The sequence below is a fragment of the Nocardia sp. NPDC050406 genome (assembly GCF_044459025.1).
Classification (GTDB): domain Bacteria; phylum Actinomycetota; class Actinomycetes; order Mycobacteriales; family Mycobacteriaceae; genus Nocardia.
Genome location: NZ_JBITIM010000001.1, coordinates 1,380,647 through 1,400,846 on the forward strand (window position 1 = coordinate 1,380,647; position 20,200 = coordinate 1,400,846).

Below are 20,200 nucleotides of genomic sequence, written 5' to 3' on the forward strand. Positions count from 1 at the left end.
CCTCGGCTTCCAGCCTTTGGGACTGCACTAATGCTGTTTTAGAGAAACAAGATTCAAGAGCAAGAACGAGTCACTCGCCCGGATCATTGGCCGGTGTGTGGGGCACGCCGCTTCGCGACGTAGCGGGCTTCGCCGTGGTGGGCTCGGTTCACTCGCCACCGACGCGCGGGGTCGATGTGCGCGGGTGCACGCCATGCCACGCGGCCCGGGAACTCCGAATCCTCGCCGAGGACTTGGGTTTCCCACCCCGCCTCGGTGCCGGTGATCAACCCATGACAGCGATCACAGGCCAGGGTGAGGTTCTCGATATCGGTCGGGCCCCGTTGCGCGTAGCCGAGGACGTGGTGCATTTGGCACATCGTCGCCGGAGCGTCGCAACCTGGACGAGTGCAGCCACGCTCGATCGCCGTGCGCGCCAGCCGTTGCCACCGATTGCCGAGTCGGGGTCCGACTCCGAGGTGCAGGGGCATGCTGCGGCGGTGATCGAAGATCATCAACACGGGGTGCGCGCCTTGAGCCATGCGCAGCGCCTCACCCAGCGGGACGCTGCCACCGGTCGCGGTGGTGGCATAGCCGCTCGCCTGTTCGACGTCTTGCACGCTCATCGTCAGCACCACCTGCACCGGGATACCGCGATGCACACCGAGGTTCTCCGGGCCACCCGCGCGCAGAAACGCCTCGAACGCATCATGATTGCGCTGCGCGGCCGTGCGCGTATCGCGCGCGGCGGCGGCCTTCACCACCTCCGGGTCGACGGGACCAGCGGTGGCGGTAGGGCTTTCAGGATCGGCGGGATTGCACATGCCCGGACGCGCCCACTTCGCGAGCATGACGTCCATCAACGCCCGCAGCGACGGGGTCAACGTCATCACGCCGTCGGACATACCGTCCACGCCTTGGCTGGTGAGGGTGATACCGCGGCGACGTTGCCGGTCGGCATCGCTGGTGAGCTTCCCGTCCGGATCGAGATGGGCGAGGATCGCCTCACCGAGCCTGCGCATCCCATGCGGGGTCACCTCCCGCGCGTGCGCGGCGAGTTCCTGCTCGGCCAGCTCCCGGTCCGCGGCCGCGACACTCGCGGGCACCCTGTTCATCGTCGCGATAATCGTGCGCACATGATCCGGGGAGATCGCGCCCTCGGCTTGGGCTTCGGCGGTGTGCGGCAACAACGGCTCGCGCCGTGCCCCACTCGCACCCAGAAACGGCACCAGGTTCTCCGTGGCTTGAATGCGCCGCCATGCCTCGGCCTTCGACAGGTTCAATGTCTCGACGAGATACTTGTGCAGCGCCGAGCGTCCCGGCACGCGTGGCAGGCCACGGTCGGAGGCTCCCATGACCAGTCGGTGGCCGAAGTAGGCGAGTTTCCGCATCGCGGTTTCGATCCGCAGCATGGCGTCGACGTATTCGTCATCCGACAGCGGAATCAGCGACGCTTCCGCCAATTCGTCGACCACCGCGACGAAGGAATCGACCGCATCGTGTGCTCGTTGTACCCCGCCCCGTATCATGCTGTAATTCTATCGCGAAAATGGTTGCGACAGAACGGCTTTTGTCCGGTTATGGAATTCTCAAAAGTCTGTTTTCTTTTATTTCTTGATTCTCTAAAACAGCATTAGTGCAGTCCCAAACGCCGGAAGCCGAAGCCGAGGCTCCCAAGTCGCGTTAGCTCAAGTCAGGAAAGGCACCCGACGCAACCACACTTCATGCTTTTAATCTCTTACCTTCCACTACCCTAACCACATCGACCAGACACAGAGCACCCAAACCACACCCAAGAAGGCAGCCCCCTGGCCCACCCTAACCGGCTGCCTAATCGCCGTATTCATGCAAATGGTCGACGGAACAATCATCACCACCGCCCTCCCCACCATCACCAAAGACCTCAAAGCCTCCCCCCAATCACAACTCCTGTTCATCTCCGCCTACGCCCTGACCTTCGCCTGCACCCTCCTAACAGCCGCAAGACTCGGCGAACGACTAGGCCGCCGCACCACCTTCCTCACCTCCCTGCTGATCTTCACAACCGCATCGATGTGGTGCGGAATATCCTCCACCGCACCCGAACTCATAGCCGCCCGAGTACTCCAGGGCTGCGCCGCCGGAGGCATGGCAGCACAAACCATCGCCATCGTCACAGCCAGCTTCCCGCGCAACCGCCACCCCCAGGTCTTCGCCATCCTCGGCGCCGTAGCCGGATTCGCGGGCATGGTCGGCCCCATCCTCGGCGGAGCACTCGTAGCGGCGAACCTCTTCGGACTCGGCTGGCAAGCCGTGTTCTTCATCAACCTGCCACTAGGACTGCTCGCATTCGCCCTGACCTTCCGATACCTGCACCTGGGTCGTCCCGAACACCGCGAGCCCCTCGACCCCGCCGGGGCAGTGCTGTCCACCGCCAGCTTGTTCCTACTGCTCTACGCCCTCACAGATATCCAGCAAAACGGTTGGCAGTCCGAACCATTCGCTCTCATGGCAGCGGCTTCGGCATGTTCGACGGTGTTCTTCGTTCAGCAACGCCGACAGACACGTCGAGCCCGCAACCCACTCTTGCGATTCGACCTATTCGCCGATCGTCGCTTCGCCATCGGCTCAATCTTGGTAACCGTATTCTTCGGCCTCTTCACGGCTTTCGTCTTCGCGATATCCATCACCTTGCAAGACGAACTCCACTTCTCCCCCTGGAAAACCGGCCTACTGATGACGCCGTTCGCCCTCGGAGCCTGTGCGGGCGCGCTCGCAGCGCCATTCTCGGTGCGACGCTGGGGAGTTCGCACGATGACGGTCGGCATCACCGGCTATGGCCTGTGCGTCGCCGTCGGTGCCGCGTATCTGGATATGACCGACGGCGACGTCTCCATACCGTTGGTCATCGGCCCGGTCTTCCTTGCGGGGTTCTGCATCGGATTGTTCTGTGTACCACTGCAACCCATCATGCTCTCCGGTTTGGCGCAGCGGCAGATGGACGCGGCGTCGGGGCTGTTGCCGACCATCGAGCAGATCGGCAATGCCTTGGGCCTGGCCCTGTTGAGTGCGGTGTTCTTCCGCGCGCACACCATTGCCGGAAGTGTCACCATGTTCGCCGCCATCGCGGCGGTCGCGCTCGGCCTGGGCGTGCTGACTCTTTTTCTGCCCGAACCGGATCGGTCCTGACGCCCTACACCCCGAGCGCCGCCGCGAACACCGGCCACGAATCGTGCAGGTCGTCCTGCCAGTACGGCCAAGCGTGAGTTCCGTTGCGGTTCACTACCGTCGCCGGAATCCCCAGGGCGGCAAGTCGATCCGTCAATGCGGCGGTGCAGCCGCGCACCACCGATTCCATCCCGCCGCCCACCAGCATACGGTCCGCCAGCCGACCGGCGTCACCGGCAATCGATGGGTCGGTCAGCGTGTCGTGGACACCCGGCGCGCCATTGCCCGCCGAAATGTACAGTGCCACACCGCGTAACCGCTCCGCGTTGAGCACCGGGTCGTGCGCCGCCCAGGCCGGATTGCCGAATCCTCCCCACATGTTCCCGGCGTTCCCGCCGAACAGCCCAAGCTGCGAGTGCACATACAGGTTCGACATCGCATCGCTCGTGCGTGGACACCCGCTGAAGGAGCCCACGGCCTGATATCGGCCGGGTGCCTCGATCGCGAGGTTGAGGGCCGAGGTCGCCGACATGGATGTTCCCGCAACGGCGTTGCGGCCGGTCATTCCGAAATGGCCTTCCATCAGTGGCGGTAGTTCGTCGATCAGGAAGGTGGACCAGCGGTTGCGGCCGAGCACGGGGTCGTCGGCGAGCCAATCGGTGTAGTAGGAGGCGTGTCCGCCGATCGGTTGGATCACGTTGACCGGCTTGTCCGCGAAGAACCGTGCGGCGTCGGTGCGATTGGTCCAGGGGCCGCCGGTCTCACCACCGTCGATCGCATTGAGCAGATACAGCGCGGGCGCGGGTCCGCCCGGGTGCGACACCCAGACCGGGATCGCTCTGCCCATGGCCGCCGAGTAGACGACGACCTCGAACTGGCGGCCGCCGAGGGGACGCACTTCGAGAATCGACGATCCGGGATCGGCTGTTGCCGGAATTGGCAACAGCACAGCGAATGCAGCGATGAGGACGACCAGGCCACGCAGAAGCCGTTGCATAGTGGGAGTATCCCCGGTTGAGCGCCGATTTCGAGGGACCGCAGGGCGTGTTCCGCGAGCGAGCCGCAACATTCGCTCGTCAGTTGCCTTCTGATCGAGGAACGGTGTCGGTTGCGCGACAGATAGGTGGAGCGGCCGCCCGTCGGCGTGTCGCCGAACACGCGACTGCCGCATGCTGACACCCTGAGAACGGCTGGTCGAAGGGAGATATGCGGTGACCTTGCGACGTCGCGACATGCTCATGGCTTGCGCCGGTGGTCTCGTGTTGGCGGGATGCGCCCGGGAGCGGCCACCCGCGCCGCAGCCCGAACCGGCCGTTCTCCGCTTCGATCCCCCGCTGGATTCGCGCGCGGTCGATCCGCGCAAGCTCGCCACCGTCACGGTCTCCGACGGCACGCTGCGATCGGTCGAATGGCTGGACGAGACGGGTCGACCGCTACCGGGCGCGCCCGCACCCGATCAGCGGAGCTGGACCAGCACCGAACCCCTCGGCTACGGCCACACCTATACCGCGAAAGCGGTGGCGCACGGCGAAACCGGCGAGATCACCGCCACGACGACCTGCGCGACGGTCTTGCCCGATCAGCTCGTCGATGTGTCGTTGCGCTCGGCGACCATGATGGAGTTGGCCGAAAACGACACCTACGGAGTGGGTTTCGTATTGGTCGCGCGGTTCGACGACGCTGTCGACCAAGTGGCGGCCGAGGACCATCTGAAGGTCACGACCGAGCCCGCGGTGCCGGGCAGCTGGTATTGGCTCGACGACCGCAACGCGCATTGGCGGCCGGAGCACTACTACGCGCCGGGCACCCGAATCACCGTTGCCGCAGAACTTTTCGGTGTCGCGCTCGGCGACGGGCGGTACGGTCTGCGCGATCAGCGCGTCTCGGTGCTCATCGGCCCGGCCCACGTCGCCATCGCCGACGACAACACCAAACATATCGACGTCTTCGAGAACGGCATTTTGGTGCGGTCCATGCCCACCTCGATGGGCATGGGCGGGACGGCGGTCGTGGGCGGGAATGTGCTGTCCTTCTGGACCCGCCCCGGCACCTACACCGTCCTGGACCGCCAGAGTTCGGTGACCATGGACTCCTCCAGCTACGGCCTGCCCGTCAACTCCCGCCTCGGCTACCGCACGAAAATCAACAATGCGGTGCGCATCAGCCATGACGGCATCTTCGTCCACGAATTGGCGGAAAGCATGTGGGCCCAGGGCAATACGAACGTCTCGCACGGCTGCCTCAACCTCTCCCCCGCCGACGCCGCGTGGTTCTACGATTTCGTCGTCCCGGGCGATGTGGTCGAGGTCCGCAATACCGGCGGCGAACCCCTCGACATCTGGCAGAACGGGGACTGGGGTATTCCGTGGGCTCAGTGGTGTGGCGGTAGCGCCTTGCGTTAGCGTCCGGCACACCCGGTCGGGCGCATTATTGTGCGATGACACATTCACGCAGCTCAGGCTCTGATTTTCCGGCCTGAAACCAGGCGGTGACGGCTGTCTCCCGCGCTCGCCTATTGTGCTCCGAACCACACCTGTCTACCGTGTCCGAGACCAATGGGTTTCACAATGTTCGGCGTGGGGCCCGCGAGGGAGGGGACAGAGTTGTCGAGAAGGTGGCCGCGGGTCGGCGTCATGGTGGCGGCGATCGCATTGGCTGGTGTGGTCGGGGGGCCGGTCGCGACAGCGCAGGAGAGCCCGCCCGGGGCGACCGCGCAGAGCGTGTTCGCCACCGCCGGACCGCATCCGGTGGCGACGGCCGTACGAACGAATCCGTGCCAGGAGTCGGTCTTCGGGATGATCCAGCACGTCGTGGTGCACGCGTTCGGCAATCGGGAGGATCTGACCTGTACGCAGGCGTTCCCGAACGGCCTGGAGTCGCCGATCGGGGTGAACACCTACTATCCGGCGGATATCGCCGAGCTGGGCAGCGCCCCGCTGATCGTCTTGACGCCGGGCATCCACTCCAACCCCGGCATGTACGACCGACTGGCCCGGCAGTGGGTCGGCCACGGATTCGTGGTGACGGTCCCCTACGACTACTTCAACTCCCTCGCCTACGTTCCGGCCGCCGGGCTCGCCGTGGCGATCGGCGCGAACAGGGATCCGAATTCGCCGCTGCACAACAGGATCGACCTCGGGCGGACCATCTTCGCGGGACATTCCGCCGGTGGCCAGGCCGCGCAGCAGATCACCTCGGTGCTGCCGCGGGTCGCCGGGGCGATCGACCCGGCGTTGACGGTCGCGGGCGTGCTGGCGATAGAGCCCGGCCCACTGGCGCTCGGCCCGCTGCTCACCGTCCCCACACTCTTCCTCACCGGCTACAACGACTGGGTCGTACCGGATTTCGCGTGGGTGCGGTGGTGGCAGTACAACCTGACCTCCAACGCACCGGCGTGGATCGCCAATGCCCGTGGGGTCAGCCATTTCTCGCCGGTCGACGCTCCCGAGCACTGGCTGTCCAACGGCACGGCCACGGCCTGGCTGCTGTACCTGGCCTTCGGTGACGAAACCGCCAAGGACTTCTTCGTCGGTCCGGACTGGCGATTGCGTTCGGACCCCACGTATTTCACCGTCGAACGCAATGCGCTCGCGGACCGCCTCCACTGATCCCCGATTCATCGAATGAGGAAGCTATCCATGAAGTTCCGCCGCACCTGGGCCGGTCCGCTCGGAGCCGCCGCGCTGGTCGCCGCCGTCTCCCTCGCCGCCGCTCCCGTCGTCTCGGCCCAGCCGAGCGACGAATCGGACTGTGCCGCACCGGCCGCCGGTGCCTTCTTCGAGCGGCGAGATCCGGGCGCGGTGGGAATGGATGCCGCCGCGGTGAACGACGCACTCGACTTCGGCACTCGCGCGGGCGGTTACGCCGTGCAGGTGTACCGGCACGGCTGTCTGGTCGGCGACCGCACGCCCACCGGGAATGTGCCGCTGCCTCTGGCCAGCGCCACCAAGGGGGTGGCGTCGATCGTGGTGGGCCGCGCCATCTCGATGGGCTACTTCGGGGTCGACGACCCGCTCGGGAAGTTCTTCCCGCAGGCCGATGCGGCGCACGCGAATCTCACTGTGCGCCAGGTGCTCAACCAGAACACCGGCATGCATTTCAGCTGGCCGACCGATATCGCGGGGCTCTACACCGATTCGGCCTGGCAGTCGCTGGCGCAGCCGATCGAGCACGAGCCGGGCACCACCTTCCAGTACGCGCAGAATGTCATCGCGCTGCTGGTGAAGATCGTCGAGGCCACCACCGGCACCGATTTCCAGGACTTCGCGCAGCGAGAACTGATGGGGCCCTTGGGAATCGATCGCGGCAACTGGGTGTGGCTGCGTGACCGCAGCGGCAATACCGCGGTCAATGGCGGGCTCGCCATGCGGCCCAATGATCTGGGTCGGCTGGGGCAGCTGCTGTTGCGCGAGGGCCGCTGGGGTGACCGGCAGCTCCTCGACGCCGACTATGTCCGTCAGGCGCGCACGCCCGCCGACTCCAATGGCGGGTACGGATTCCTGTTCTGGCTCAATGCCGGTGACAGTTACAAGGGCGTCGAGGTGCCCGTCGCCAACTCCTACGACCACCGGCTGTTCCCCGGTTCCCCGCACGACCTGTACACCCTCGAGGGCGCGCTCGGGCAGTTCCTGACCATTGTGCCCAGCCGCGATCTGGTCATCGTCCGCCTCGGCGTGCCGACCCGCCTCAACCTCGCCAATCCGGTCGCCCTGCTCACCGGCAGCGGCAATCCGGACAATGCGGAGCTGTTCCGCCGCGTCACCACGGCGGTCAGCGATGTGCCGGACGAGCCCTACGACGACCCGTACCGCTACCCCAGCAAGCCGCTGCACATCGACAATGTGGAGACGCTGGCCGCCTTGGCCGACCCGGTGAACGCCGTCTCGGTCCTGCTCGGCGTCGGACCGTACGCCTCCACCAACTGCAATGTGTTGTGGTGCAACGGAACCGTGGTTCCGCTGGACGTGTTCCAGTTGCTGCTCGATACCGGCGGCCAGATCGCCGGGGCGCTGCTCGCCCTCGGCAACACGCCGCGCTGACGGCTACCCGTCGACCGTCAGGAAGGTGAGGTAGCTCGGGTGGTCCGGATCGAGAACGATGGTCTGCCCGTTCACCTTTCGCCGCAGCGCCGGGGGCAGCCAGTGCCGAGGGAAGCTGGCCGGGGCGATGGCGACGCGCAGCCGATGCCCCGCGCGCAGCACCGCCTCGGTGGGGTTGATCTCGATATCCATGTCGAAGGGCTCCCCCGGCACCACCGGCAGCACCGCATCGGCGCGCAGGGTGTGCAGCGGGAACACGAGTTCTCCGTCGACGTAGGTGCTGCCCGCCTCGTCGACGGCTCGCAGCGAGGAGAGCAGCGCGCCGCGGGTGAGGGTGGCCGACGTACCGTCGGGTTCGACATCGGTGACGGTGACCGACCAGAAGGCGTCCGTCCCACCGGTTTCCACCCGCAGATGCAGGTTGAGCGGCCCTGACAGCACCAGGTCGGATTCCAGTGCGGCGGTGGTGAAGGTGACCGCGGCGGCCTCGGCGCGGCGATCGTCGCGGCCGTGGCCCAGCAGGGTGGTCGCGCCCGTGGACATGAGCGCGGTGTTGTTGGAGGCGAGGCTGCCGCGCCCGGTCGGCAAGGGCAGTCGGGTGCTGTCGGCCGGTGGCGTATCGCTGAGGGACGCATCGGTATTCGCGTGCGCCGCCGAACCGCTGCGTTGGGCGGCGAGGTAAAGCCGTCGCACGGTCGCGGCGGGGTCGGGGAAGCTCGGTCGGGTGAACCAGCCTCCACCGCCCTGGCGGCGCACGGTGACCGGGCCGTAGCCGTCGATGCCGTTGTCGATTCCCTTGAGCCACTTGTCGAACCACGCGCACTGCAATTCGTCGAGCGCGGGCGGGTTGCCCGGTTCACCGAATCCGCCGCCGATGCTGATGTGGTAGCCGTCGTCGACCAGGACCTGTTTGGCACCGCCGTGCAGGTCGATGCGGTCGAACATGCGAAAGTTCGACCGGTTGTACACATCGTGCCAGCCGCCGTGGATCCAGGTGGCGGCGGTGATGTTCTCGAAGGCCGGAAGCCGCTGTGCCCATTGGTCGTTCAGGAATCCGTCGGGATGCCCGTCGGTGGTGGCGATGCGCGCGGCCAGTCCCAGCCCACTGAACGGTTCGGAGCCCCGGTCGCGTAGATACTGCCCGAGCAGCCGATTGCGCACCAGCCCGCGCGGCGACGGCAGGAACTTTCCGGCATTGACGGCTGCCAGCCACAATGCCATCCCCGGCGTGGGCACGCCTCCGGTCAGACCGAGTTCCCGAACCGGATCCTCACCGGCCACGATCGCGAACACGGCATCGAGCCCTTCCGGCCGCTGCCCCGCCGCGATGAGCGCGGCGATCCCGCCATAGGAGATGCCGGTCACCGCGAGATGCCCATCGCACCACGGTTGTTCGCGCACCCACGCCAGCACCTCCAGGTAGTCGAGGTGTTCGCGCGGGCTGAAGAAATCCCAAGTCCCCGTGGAGGATCCGGTACCACGCACATCCACTACCAGGTCCACGTAGCCGCGCGACACCAGTGTGCGGTTCGTGGCCCAGACATCGATAGCGCCACCGGCCGGGGTGTGCGCCAGATCGCGGCCGGTGAAGCGACGCCGGTCCGAGGGCCGCACCCGGCTGCCCGCCCGCCGGGCGAGCCGCGCGATCCGCCCACCGTAGCGATTGGCCAGCCGGTTGTACGGGGTGAAGTTGACGACCACCGGGAGGGCGTCCGCGACCGGTTCCGACCTGCGGTAGGCGGGCCGGTGGAGATCGGCGCACAGCACTGCCCCGTCGGAGAGCGGGATGGTGACCGTGGGATCGAGGTGGACCGCCGGATACTGTTCGGGCCCGATATCGAAGCGGGTGTCCGGCGGTAGCGGGATGGTGCCGGGATGCAGGGGCGCGGCCATGGTCAATCCTCTCGACGGCGTCGTCACACGCGATCGATTGTCCCAGACAGAGCCTCACAGGGCGATATCCCAGGCCAGTTGTCGCACTTCCGGATTCGGCGAGGACCGCAATCGCTCGGTCTCCGCGTGGCGTTCGGGTGTGCTTTCGATCGCCTCGAGCAGACCCAGCGCGAGGATGTCTCCGATGAGGTCACCGCGCGCGCCGAGTGTTTCCAGCGCTGACCGAATGAGCTCGATCGGCTTGCGCCAGTGCAGATATGACGTCAGGCTCGGGACGAATCGCATGGCCAGCAGTGGGGTGAAGCGGTCGGCGAGCGCGTCGAGTTGGGCGGCCCACCGCTCGGCATCCGTGCGCTCGGTGGGCAGTAGTGCGATCAGCATGCGGGCGGCCGCGAGCAGATGCGCCGGATGGTCGAGCAACAGCTCCGCGGCCGAGCGCGCGAGGTCCTGTCGCCACGGCTCGTGACCGCTGGTGCATTCGAGTGTCCGGGCCACTTCCCGGGCGCGCTCGTGGCTGCCCCGGTCGAGTAGTCGACGCAACACCGTGAGCGCTTCCGCGCGAATGAGCCCGTTCTTGACCAGGGTGGCGAATACCGTCAGGTCGCTGTCGTCGCCGCTGACGGCCGCTTCGATGATGTCGCCGGTGCCGCCGCGCAGCCAGGGCACCCAGACCGCGAAGGCTTTGGCGGCGCGGAATCGCACGCCCGGCCCTTCGGCGGCGGCGAGCAGATCGCGCACGAGGTCGGCGACGGCGGCCCGGTGTTCCGGTGCGTACTCCCCCGGTGTCGCCTGGAGCAGCGTTCGGATCATCGCCTCGGAGGCGTAGCGATGCGGTATCTCGGCGAGTGCCGCACGGGCACGGGCGTTTTCGGGCACACGCCGCAGCGCCGTGGCCACCGCGATCCGCACATCGGGGTGCAGATCCGGGTCGGCCCAGGCTCGCAACAGCAGGTCGACGGCCTCGGGCACGCGTTGGGAAACCAGCTGTCGCGCAGCCAGTTTCCTGGCCCCGACCCGACCTTCGAGGAGCGCCTTGGCCAGAACCTCGCGCAATCGCCACGGCGGGGCGACACGACACAACGTCGAGGCGGTCGCCAATGCGACCGGCCCCGGAATGCGCAACAGGAGCCGAGCCAGTGCGCGAGGCTGAGCGGCCAGCGCCTCGATCGCGGCTTCGGCGATGACGGGTTCACCAGCGAGGGCGTGTTCGACCACCGGGGCAGTGTGGAAGGGAATCCGGCCGAGGCCGCGCAGCGCTCGGACACGCTCGTCGACCGGGGCGGCACGGTCATCGGCGATGGTCTTCAGCGTCGCGCCGATGGTGGCGCGCTGGCGCGCTGTCCACCGGCCCGCCATTCCGGGTTCGATGTCGTTGTCGGCCAACACTTCCCGCGGGTCGTCGGGTAACAGATCGGTTCGGCGGGTGGCCACCGTCCGCCACACCGGGGCGAACCGCAGGGTGCCGGGTTCGTCGGCCACCAGCGCGACGACCTGATCCTCCTTGTCCGGGATGCGCCGCAACATCAGCTCCACGGCCACCCGTGCCGTCTCCTCGGACCCCTCGAGCACGGCCCGGCGCAGGTCTTCCCGGAGTTCGGGGAGCCTGGGCAGTCGCGAGCCGAGGGAGCGCGCGAGCGCCACCGTCAGTTCGTGATCGCGGGGGCGTCGCAGGAGGGCGAGCAGGTCGTGTTCCTGACCTCGCCGCAATACCCGGCCCAGTGTGGCCGGTCGCGCCGAGGTCCCTCCGATCCGCCGCCGGTAGCGGCGTGGCGCGGGCGTGGGCCGCCCCAGCGCGACGGCACCGAACCGGTCGATCAGACGAACGTGGACGCGCAACCCCCAATCAGCCAGTGCCGGTTCGGTATTCAACGCCCGGTCGGCCAGTGCGCGCACGGCTTCCCGGGTGCTGTCGGAGGTGTCACGGGCCTGGATCGCGTCGTCCACGAGCCGGTCGAGCTGGTCCACCCACCGCGGATCGAGACGCAGGGTGGCGAGCCCCTCCAGCAGGGCGGCGCGTGCGGGATCGCGTTCATTGCGCATACGGTCCACGACATCACCGAGTACGGCCAAGGTTCTGCCCGAATCGCCATGGCGCTGAGCAGCTCCCAGCAATAGCACTCGCGCGACATCGCGACGGCGGGGATCGCCGGTGAACGCCGCCTCGCGCAGTTCCGGTTCCGCCTCGTCGAAGGGCAGGAAGGCGGTGATCCGCAAGGTGATCCTGGGATCGTCGAGATGCGAGCGCGCCGAATGCCAGACCGAGGAATGCCATTCCCGCAGCCGTCGTGCCTCACTGGCCGCCAGCTCGCGCGGCAGCAGCGGCAGCAGATCGAGTACCTGGAGCTCGTGGAAGTCCCAGTGCCGGTACAGCCGTCCCCGCCGTTCGATCGGCAGTGCCCGCAACACCGCCGCAGCCCCTTGGGCCGACACCATGGACAGCAGTTGCGCGTCGGAGAACTCGCCGCAGTACGCGAGCCACGATGCTCGCCGCCGGTAGGAATACCGCCGCCGCTGCGCCAGCAGCCGCGCGGTGCGGCGCGGATCGGTGCGGAACAGTGTGCCGAGGACCGCACCCGTCAACACGGTATCGGACCAGTACCCCAGGTCGTGTCGCTCCAACAGGTCCAGTGCCCGCGCGGGCTCGTGCGCGACCACCCCGCGGAAAGCCGCCCGCCACGTCACGTACCGCCGTGACGTCGCGAATTCCGCGTCGAGGCAAGACATTACGTGCCTCGGATGCCGACGGCCCAGCATCTTCCACGTGGTCACCGCGTGCGCGAGCGAGGGCAGCCACCGCGCGACCACCGGCGAGGAACACCCCGGCAGCAGAACCGCGGCCTCGCGCGCACCCCAACGCTCGTACACCTCAACCAGCAGCGAGTCGGCCAAGGCGGTGCGGCGCGCGTGAACGATGGTGCGGTACACCGCGATTCGCAAGGCGGTCGATGCCTCCACCAGTGCGGGCGGGACAGCCTCGTCGGGAATGGGCAGCGTGCGCACGGCGCGCAGTGCCGCCCGGCGCAGTTCGGGTTCGGGACCGGCGAGCACCCGGGTGAGGTAGGTGAGATCTCGCGCCGCCATGGCCTGGTGGACGGCGATGCGGCGACCGTAGTGGCCCAGATCGGCCATCTCGGTCAGGAACGCGGCGAAGCCGGGATGATCGCGATGATGTCGGGCGTGGTGCGCCAACGCCCGCATGCGCTGCGGGTACGGCAGGGATTCCACGCGATCGAGCAGGACGGAGGCCGGTTCGAGGACCGGCGTGGGGCTCAACGGCCCGGGCGCGGGACGCCCTTTCCACGTGTCGTCATGCGCCGAGTATGCACCACGATCGAATCGCGCGACAAACTCAATCCCGTTCGGGACCCAGCGAGATACCGCGACTGGCCAGCCACGGCAGCGGATCTATCTTGGTCGAGCCGTTCGCCCACACCTCGAAATGGCAGTGCGGTCCGGTCGAGAAGCCCCGATTGCCTACCGTCGCGATCTGGTCGCCCGCCAGCACGTACTGGCCCTCGGTGACCGTCGCGGTGTCGACGTGACCGTAGACGGTGATGGTGCCGTCGTCGTGCAGCAGCCGAACCCACATACCGAAGCCGGAGGCCGGTCCCGCGCTGATCACCCGGCCGTCCTCCACCGCGTAGATGGGCGTACCAAGCGGCGCGGCCACATCGACGCCCAAATGCTCGACGCCCCAACGCGCTCCGAATCCGGAGGTGAACACGCCCTGGGCGAACTTGGTGAACAGCGGCCGCAAACCCGCCGCCGCCCGCAGCGCGTCATCGGCGGCGAAGTGCTCGCCATTGTGCAGAATGTTCTGGATGTCGCCCGGATCGGCCACGGGTCCGGCGTCGAGAATCTCCGGGAAGTGCGCGTCGGTGCCGCCCAGGTCGGAGACCGGCATGGCAGCGACTTCCATTGTCGCCGAATCACTTTCACCGCCGTCGTGCGCGGACGCCTGCTGCGTCCCCGCCTGTACCGCCGACACCGCCGCACCCATGGCGACCGCGGCGACCACAATCCGGCCTCTCAGCGCCTGCAACACACCCGCACCCTTCCCTCATCCTGGTCCGGGTGCGAGACCATACCACTCGAAACTGTGAACTCCGCCGACCAGCGAATACTCCGCTACTCGCCGTGGACGACCAGTTCGAGGGATCGCAGCCGGGCGGCGGGGTCGTAGACCGTTGTCACCAGCATCAATTCGTCCGCGCCGGTTTTGTCGGCGAGCCAGTTCAGCTGGCGTCGCACGGTTTCCGGGGAGCCCTGGGCCTGGGTGGCACGGAATTCGGCTATGCGCTGCGCTATCTCGACGGGGAATTCGTGCTCGGCCGCCGCCTCGGGGGTGCGCAGCCCGGTGTCGCCGCGACCGCTGAGCAAGTAGGCCTTGAGCACGTCACCGGGACGGGCGAGGGTCGCGGCGGCGGCATCGGTCGGCGCGCACAGTGTTTCGACGGCCACGATCACATAGGGCGTGTCGCTCCACCGGCCGGGGCGGAACGCACCGCGATAGCGTTCGGCCGCCGCGACGGTGTTCTCCGGGCGGATATGGTGCGCGAAGGCCACCGGCAGCCCGAACTCGGCGGCAAGCTCCGCACCACCCGTACTGGAGGCGAGCACCCACGGCAGCGGCGTGGGCACCGGACCGGGCAGCAGCCGCAACCCGCTCGCACCGGAGAGGTGCCCGAGCAGTTCGGTGATATCGCGGCGGTAGTCCTCGGCAGTGGCGGGCGCCGCGCCGCGCCGCAGCGCCCGCACCATGTTCTGGTCGAATGTCCCCGGCCCGCGCCCGATTCCGAGGTCGATACGATCCGGGTGCAGCGCGGCGAGGGTGGCGAACTGCTCCGCCACCGCGAGCGGCGCGTGATTGGGCGCCAGCACCCCGCCGGATCCCACCCGAATCCGTGCCGTCGCGGCGGCCAGGTGCGCGATCAGCACCGGCGGGACCACGCTGGCGATGGCGGTCGACCCGTGATGTTCGGCGGTCCACACTCGACGCAAGCCGAGCTCGTCGGCGCGGCGGGCCACCGCCGTGGTCGCCGTGAACGCCGCCGTGGCATCGCGGCCGTCCTCGGTCATGGACAGTTCGAGTACGGACAGTGGTACATCGATCATGGCTCCACGCTAACCCGGAGCTCGAAACCCGTTGTGGCCCACTTCCACTGCCTCTTCGACCGACCGCGCTCAGTCGAACGTGCAGCCCTCAATCGCTGTGCCGTTCAAGCGGTCGACCAGATACGAGATGGCGTTGTTGGTGCCGAAGCCGTCGATGAGTTCCGGCCCGAAGTGGTTGACGAAGGTGGTGCCGGGGGCGATGGGCGGTAATTCGTTGGTGCGGAAGGTGACCGCGGCGCCCTTGTCGCACCAGTCCACCGCCAGTTGCCGGGCTTGGGAGTAGGGCACCGTGTCGTCGTTGCGGCCACTGGTGATCAGCACCGGACTGGTCGGGCGCAGGGTGCCGATGCGCTGATCGCTCAGGACGCGGTCCACGCCGGGGACCGATTGCAGATGTTCGAGCAGCGGGCGACCGTCGACGGTGAGCGCATCCGTTCGGGTGAACGGCTTTTCGAGGATGACGTCGCCGATACAGGCGGTACTGAGACGGTCCAGCAGCGCGCGGCCTTCGGGGGTGGTGCGCTCGTTCAGCGAGGCTCGCAGGTCCGGATAGCGGGCGGTGAAGCCATTGAGCGCGAACCCGATCGCGCCGCCGATGAGATTCCCGTCGATCTGCGCCAGCACCGCCGCCAGATCGGCCACCGGGCCACCCGCCCAGGTGCCCTTCAGATTCAGCTCCGGCGCGTACTGCGGCTGGAGTTCGGCCGCGGCCGCCACCGCGCCGCCGCCCTGGGAGTACCCCCAGAAGGCCAGCGGCGTCTCGGGTCCGGTGCCCGCGAGATGGTGGGCGGCGCGGGCGGCATCGAGGACGGCGTGCGCCGACTCGATCCGATTCACGTAGGTGTGGATACCCGGGGTGCCGAGCCCGATGTAATCGGTGACCAGCACGCGCGCGCCGAGGCCACTCCACGCGGCCGCCGACATCGACTCCTGATTCGCCGACACCGACAGCGGATCGGTGCTCACCGCGAGCCCGGTCGAGAAGGCGACCGACATGGCGCACTGATCGCCCTGCCCGGCGGTGCCCGGGGCGATGACGACGGTGGGACGCGGGCCGGAGCCCTGCCACGGCTGGGTCGGCTCGATATAGGTGCCCGACACCGCGACGGGCTGCCCGTCCTGGGTGCGCGAGGTGTACATGACCTGCTGTGCCGCGACCGGCCAGACGCCGTCCTTGCCCGGGGGCACGGCGAACACCGACATCGCCTGGGTCTTGACGATCGCGCCGCGTTCGGTCGGCAGCTCGGCGGGCGGAACGTAGAAGGCGCTCACCGGTTCGGCCACGGCGGCCGGTGCCAGGGTGGCACCCACGGCCGTGAGGACGGCGGTCGCCAGCACGGCGGCGCACCGCGACCGGTACTGATACTGCATCGAATCTCCTTGTGGCTGAGCTCTGTTCGAGCCGTCAGATAATGGTTCCGACATCTCGGGCGACCAGGTGGTCGAGGGCGCGTTCGGCGACGGCCGCGATGGTCATGGAGGGGTTGCAGGCCGCGGCATTGCCCGGAATCAGCGCGCCGTCGAGGACGTAGAGCCCGCGTTGGCCGAGGACTCGGCCGTCGAGGTCGCAGACCGAGCCCATACTCGCGCCGCCGAGCGGATGCCAGGTCGAGGGGAACAGGTCATTGGTGTCGGTCAGGACCGATGCGGGTCCGGCGATTTTCCGCACCGTCGGGTCGATGCGGCCGTGTTGGATCGCCGCGTCGCCCTCCTTCGGCCAGCGCAGCACGGCTTCCTCGGTGGCCGAGTCGTACTCGAAGCGGCCGCGGTCGGCGCTCACGCCGTAGCCGACGAGCATGGTGCTGTGCGCGTCGGCGCTCAACGGCGGAATGGAGGCCTGGATGACCGTGGCCGCCGACGCCGGATCGTCCCAGTTCAGACTGCCGTAGACGACCGGGCCGCCCTGTGCCGCACCGAATTCCTGATCCAGGCTCGTCCACACGTAGATGCGGTCGGCATTGGTGCCCCAGTTGCCGCCGAGCCCCTCGGGCATATCCGGGATACGGCCCTGCGCGGCGGCGCGCACCAACAGTTTGGTGGTGTTGAGGCTGCCCGCCGCCATGATCAGCGCGGGCGTGGTGAGGATCTTGTTCTCCACGACGGTGCCCGAGGTGTCGATGCGATCCACGTAGACGGTCCAGCGCCCATCGGCCGCGCGCTCGATATCGGTGACGTGGTGCAGGATGTCGACCGTTACCCGGCCGGTCGCCTCGGCCTCGGCGATATAGGTGACGTCGACGGAGAACTTGCCGCCGTTGTTCACGCCGAGCGAACCCGAACCGTCGGTGTAGGAGGGGCGCATGCGGCCGCGCAGTTCGTCGAGCGCGAAATTCCAGTCGATGGGCATCGGAATCTTCGACACCGGCAGGCCCGCGCGCTCGGCATTGTGCGCGAACGCCCTGGCGGCCCGATAGTTCGGCGCCTGGACGAGTTCCTCCGGAGCGACAGCGAGCCGCAGCATGCGCGCCACGCGCGGGTAGTGGACGCGGTCCATGGTCGCCCAATCGAGCCGCTCGGGCAGGTGCGTATTGAACACCGCCTCGGCGGGCTGCAACGACATGCCCTGGTACACCAGGGATCCGCCGCCGACGCCCGCCGCGCACAAGGCGGTCATATTCTCGCCCGATACCGCCTCGAGCAGGCCGGTGTAGGGCTCGAAAGGCACCGGCCTGCCGAACAATTCGGGACTGGAGCGGTACCAGAGCGCCCGTTTGTCGGGTGCCATGGGGTTCGGGAACGTGTCGGCGTCGGGTCCGGTCGGCCAGCGCCGCCCGCGTTCCAACACCAGGACCGGTACTCCGGCCTGCGCCAACCGCAGTGCGGCGACGCCGCCGCCGAAACCCGAGCCGATGACGATCGCGCGGTGCTCCTCACGAACCAGCCGCACCCGACGGGTATCGGTGGCGATCCCGGTATTGGCTTGCGCCACACCGGAACCCGCCAGCGCGAGCGCTGCCGCGCCCAGGAACGAGCGACGGGTGAACGCGGACATGGTGGACCTCCAGAGCACAGCGGAGTAGAGCCCGGGGCAGTCTCCGGTGTCGTGACCGGTGAGCCGATTTCGGGCGGAAGGATGCTCCAGCGGTGACTGGGCGAGGCTAAAACTAGACACTCCTCACTCGAAGTGTCAAGATATTGCGACGCAAGGGTTCCCGTGCGGTCAGGAGGTGGGCAGGACCAGCCAGCGAGTGAGGAATCCGCGCAGATCGTCGTCGGATTCGATGGCCTGATCGTCGAACATGACGACCGACAGACCCAGGCGGATCGCGATCTGGGCGATATCGTCCAGGTACGGTTCGAGGCCGGGATCAAAGGCCAGAACAGGGGAAAGCAGTTCGTGCGCAACCGGTTTGGCGCGCGAGATCATATCCGGGTCGTGGACCGGATTGCCGTGCCCACCCGCCAGCAGGGTGGTGAGCACCGGGTCGGCGCGCATGACCGCACGGGCGGCGACAATCAGCTCGACGACGTACTCCGAGGCGGTATCGGCCGATTCGAGGCGCGAGCGAATCCCCGCCATGGCCCGCATGACCAGTCCGGCGATCGCCTGCGACACCACATCCTCGCGGGAACCGAAGATGGAGTACACGGTCTGGCGTGACACACCGGCGGCCTGGGCGACCGCCGCGATACTGACACCCTCGAAGCCGTCGGTGCGAATCACCTCGAGCGTGGCTTCCAAGATCTTGGCCTGCGACCGCATGCCGGTATTATCGACGCATACCGTCGGACGAACCAAATCCGCTCCCCTATTGCCGAATTCGGGTCCGCCACGACCGGCCTTCAGGACGGAATTCGCGTAAGCCCCCTCGACGGATTTTCTTGCCTTCACGCCGTAAAGTGATAATTTCGATCTATGGTCGTTCGGACCTGAAAACTCGCTGCGCATCGAGGGAGATGCCGTGTCCAGGGCTGTGAAAGTCGCCGCACGGGTTTGCGGAGCAATTCTCGGGGCAATGCTGTGCCTGTTCGCCGTGAGTCCCGCGCGGGCGGACGCCCCGCCCGGTCCGGTGCTGGTCGACGGCACCGCGTATTTCGCGCTGGGCGACTGGAATTGTTCGATCCGCGCGGACGGCGCGGTGGGCTGCGACCTCGCGGTCCCGGCGGCCACGATGAATGTGCTGTACCTCGGAATGCAGATTCCCGTGCCGAATGTGCCCGCCATCATCATCGATTCGGCGATGTGGCCCGCGCACCCGCAATGGAACTCGGCGGGCCGTCACACCCTGCCGGGCGGAAATCCGGCCTTACCGCGCCTCACACAGGTGAACTACCACGATCCGCGATACTCGGTGACCCATGCCGGGGCGACGTGCCAAATCACTTTTCTGGGCGCGGCGGTGTGCACGTCGATGGGGCACGGGTTCAGTCAATGGGGACCAGTGCCGCACGGCTACTGATCCCCATGAATCATGAGCTACCGGTACCAGACGCCGGATTCCCAAGCGCCGTAGTTCCATACGTTGAAATCGTATCGACTGTGCGCACCCGCGAAGAGGTAACCCCACCAACCAGCGGAGGTATCGCAGATCTGGTCGTCACGGTTGCAGACCGTCAGCACCGGGAAACCGCCGAACCAATCGTCCACGCCCGCAAGCGGATATCCGATGATCCCGCTTCCCGGAGTCGACGACAATCCGCCCCAGCCGGGGCCGGGGGCGCGTTTGGGATCGGCGAGCAGAATGGCGTTCGCATTGCCGACATCCTGATGTGCGGTGACCCAGGCGTGCAGAATGCCCGCGCCCTCGCTGTGCCCGATCAGTCGGATATGATCGCCCGGGCACTGGTTGCGGTGCTGCCAGAACAGCCGGTCGAGTTCGTTCAACCCCGACATCGGGTCGGCGGAGTTGTAACCCACGGGCTGATTCACGAACGGGGCGAACACCGACGAGGAGTTGTCGCCGAGCCCGCCGATTCCGATGGCCCAGTCACCGACGCAGTTGTCGGCCTGGGCTTGTGGGGCAGCCATGTGGGTGATGGAAAGGAAAATTGCCAACAGTAAAGTGGCGAAGAGCGCCGTTGCTCTA

The 20,200-nt window shown here is 67.5% G+C and carries 14 protein-coding genes and 1 pseudogene; 5 read left to right on the top strand and 10 right to left on the bottom strand.

The features are described from left to right. Window positions 1-83: 83 nt before the first annotated feature. Complete coding sequence (locus tag ACIBH2_RS06550; RefSeq protein WP_397114163.1) at window positions 84-1,508, bottom strand: DUF222 domain-containing protein; 1,425 nt, start codon at window positions 1,506-1,508, stop codon at window positions 84-86. A 232-nt stretch (window positions 1,509-1,740) separates the two neighbouring features. On the opposite strand from ACIBH2_RS06550, the gene ACIBH2_RS06555 reads away from it, so the two are divergent. Continuing rightward, window positions 1,741-3,147 carry an MFS transporter gene (locus ACIBH2_RS06555; protein WP_397116852.1) on the top strand — a complete coding sequence of 469 codons (1,407 nt, stop codon included), beginning with the start codon at window positions 1,741-1,743 and terminating at the stop codon, window positions 3,145-3,147. Window positions 3,148-3,151: 4 nt separating this feature from the next. On the opposite strand, the gene ACIBH2_RS06560 is transcribed toward ACIBH2_RS06555, so the two are convergent. Beyond that, complete coding sequence (locus ACIBH2_RS06560) at window positions 3,152-4,123, bottom strand: alpha/beta hydrolase (protein WP_397114165.1); 972 nt, start codon at window positions 4,121-4,123, stop codon at window positions 3,152-3,154. A gap of 235 nt (window positions 4,124-4,358) precedes the next feature. Between ACIBH2_RS06560 and ACIBH2_RS06565 the strand changes: the two genes are divergently transcribed. From ACIBH2_RS06565 to ACIBH2_RS06575, 3 genes are all read left to right on the top strand, one after another. Continuing rightward, the gene (locus ACIBH2_RS06565) at window positions 4,359-5,528 is read left to right on the top strand and encodes an Ig-like domain-containing protein (RefSeq protein WP_397116854.1); all 1,170 of its coding nucleotides are present in this window, start codon (window positions 4,359-4,361) and stop codon (window positions 5,526-5,528) included. A gap of 231 nt (window positions 5,529-5,759) precedes the next feature. Beyond that, complete coding sequence (locus ACIBH2_RS06570; protein ID WP_397114167.1) at window positions 5,760-6,734, top strand: alpha/beta hydrolase; 975 nt, start codon at window positions 5,760-5,762, stop codon at window positions 6,732-6,734. A gap of 30 nt (window positions 6,735-6,764) precedes the next feature. Further along, window positions 6,765-8,165: a serine hydrolase domain-containing protein gene (locus tag ACIBH2_RS06575; protein ID WP_397114169.1), complete on the top strand. Its 1,401-nt coding sequence runs from the start codon at window positions 6,765-6,767 to the stop codon at window positions 8,163-8,165. A 3-nt stretch (window positions 8,166-8,168) separates the two neighbouring features. On the opposite strand, the gene ACIBH2_RS06580 is transcribed toward ACIBH2_RS06575, so the two are convergent. The 7 genes and pseudogenes from ACIBH2_RS06580 to ACIBH2_RS06610 form a co-directional block, all read right to left on the bottom strand. Then, the gene (locus ACIBH2_RS06580) at window positions 8,169-10,058 is read right to left on the bottom strand and encodes a CocE/NonD family hydrolase (RefSeq protein ID WP_397114171.1); all 1,890 of its coding nucleotides are present in this window, start codon (window positions 10,056-10,058) and stop codon (window positions 8,169-8,171) included. Window positions 10,059-10,112: 54 nt separating this feature from the next. Beyond that, window positions 10,113-13,331: a hypothetical protein gene (locus ACIBH2_RS06585; RefSeq protein ID WP_397114173.1), complete on the bottom strand. Its 3,219-nt coding sequence runs from the start codon at window positions 13,329-13,331 to the stop codon at window positions 10,113-10,115. A gap of 76 nt (window positions 13,332-13,407) precedes the next feature. Continuing rightward, window positions 13,408-13,836, bottom strand: a pseudogene (locus ACIBH2_RS06590) (M23 family metallopeptidase); the annotation flags it as partial. A gap of 350 nt (window positions 13,837-14,186) precedes the next feature. Continuing rightward, complete coding sequence (locus ACIBH2_RS06595; RefSeq protein WP_397114175.1) at window positions 14,187-15,173, bottom strand: LLM class flavin-dependent oxidoreductase; 987 nt, start codon at window positions 15,171-15,173, stop codon at window positions 14,187-14,189. 69 nt (window positions 15,174-15,242) lie between these two features. Beyond that, on the bottom strand, window positions 15,243-16,544 hold the full coding sequence (locus ACIBH2_RS06600; protein ID WP_397114177.1) for a lipase family protein: 1,302 nt from the start codon (window positions 16,542-16,544) through the stop codon (window positions 15,243-15,245). 34 nt (window positions 16,545-16,578) lie between these two features. Continuing rightward, window positions 16,579-18,165, bottom strand: coding sequence for a GMC oxidoreductase (locus ACIBH2_RS06605; protein ID WP_397114179.1), 1,587 nt, complete (start codon window positions 18,163-18,165; stop codon window positions 16,579-16,581). A 168-nt stretch (window positions 18,166-18,333) separates the two neighbouring features. Then, on the bottom strand, window positions 18,334-18,876 hold the full coding sequence (locus ACIBH2_RS06610) for a TetR/AcrR family transcriptional regulator (RefSeq protein WP_397114181.1): 543 nt from the start codon (window positions 18,874-18,876) through the stop codon (window positions 18,334-18,336). A gap of 253 nt (window positions 18,877-19,129) precedes the next feature. On the opposite strand from ACIBH2_RS06610, the gene ACIBH2_RS06615 reads away from it, so the two are divergent. Continuing rightward, window positions 19,130-19,573, top strand: a complete 444-nt coding sequence (locus ACIBH2_RS06615) for a hypothetical protein (RefSeq protein ID WP_397114183.1) — start codon at window positions 19,130-19,132, stop codon at window positions 19,571-19,573. Between the two features lie 17 nt (window positions 19,574-19,590). Here ACIBH2_RS06615 and ACIBH2_RS06620 read toward each other — a convergent pair whose 3' ends face one another. Then, entirely contained in the window at window positions 19,591-20,142 is a 552-nt protein-coding gene (locus ACIBH2_RS06620) for a hypothetical protein (protein ID WP_397114185.1), read from the bottom strand. Between the last annotated feature and the right edge of the window lie 58 nt (window positions 20,143-20,200).

Excerpts from the sequence above, each read along its gene's own strand:
- ACIBH2_RS06560 (WP_397114165.1), bottom strand. The coding sequence starts at position 4,123 with ATGCAACGGCTTCTGCGTGGCCTGGTCGTCCTCATCGCTGCATTCGCT.
- ACIBH2_RS06620 (WP_397114185.1), bottom strand. The coding sequence starts at position 20,142 with ATGGCTGCCCCACAAGCCCAGGCCGACAACTGCGTCGGTGACTGGGCC.
- ACIBH2_RS06615 (WP_397114183.1), top strand. The coding sequence starts at position 19,130 with ATGCTGTGCCTGTTCGCCGTGAGTCCCGCGCGGGCGGACGCCCCGCCC.
- ACIBH2_RS06550 (WP_397114163.1), bottom strand. The coding sequence starts at position 1,508 with ATGATACGGGGCGGGGTACAACGAGCACACGATGCGGTCGATTCCTTC.
- ACIBH2_RS06580 (WP_397114171.1), bottom strand. The coding sequence starts at position 10,058 with ATGGCCGCGCCCCTGCATCCCGGCACCATCCCGCTACCGCCGGACACC.
- ACIBH2_RS06610 (WP_397114181.1), bottom strand. The coding sequence starts at position 18,876 with ATGCGGTCGCAGGCCAAGATCTTGGAAGCCACGCTCGAGGTGATTCGC.
- ACIBH2_RS06600 (WP_397114177.1), bottom strand. The coding sequence starts at position 16,544 with ATGCAGTATCAGTACCGGTCGCGGTGCGCCGCCGTGCTGGCGACCGCC.
- ACIBH2_RS06565 (WP_397116854.1), top strand. The coding sequence starts at position 4,359 with ATGCTCATGGCTTGCGCCGGTGGTCTCGTGTTGGCGGGATGCGCCCGG.
- ACIBH2_RS06595 (WP_397114175.1), bottom strand. The coding sequence starts at position 15,173 with ATGATCGATGTACCACTGTCCGTACTCGAACTGTCCATGACCGAGGAC.
- ACIBH2_RS06605 (WP_397114179.1), bottom strand. The coding sequence starts at position 18,165 with ATGTCCGCGTTCACCCGTCGCTCGTTCCTGGGCGCGGCAGCGCTCGCG.
- ACIBH2_RS06570 (WP_397114167.1), top strand. The coding sequence starts at position 5,760 with ATGGTGGCGGCGATCGCATTGGCTGGTGTGGTCGGGGGGCCGGTCGCG.
- ACIBH2_RS06575 (WP_397114169.1), top strand. The coding sequence starts at position 6,765 with ATGAAGTTCCGCCGCACCTGGGCCGGTCCGCTCGGAGCCGCCGCGCTG.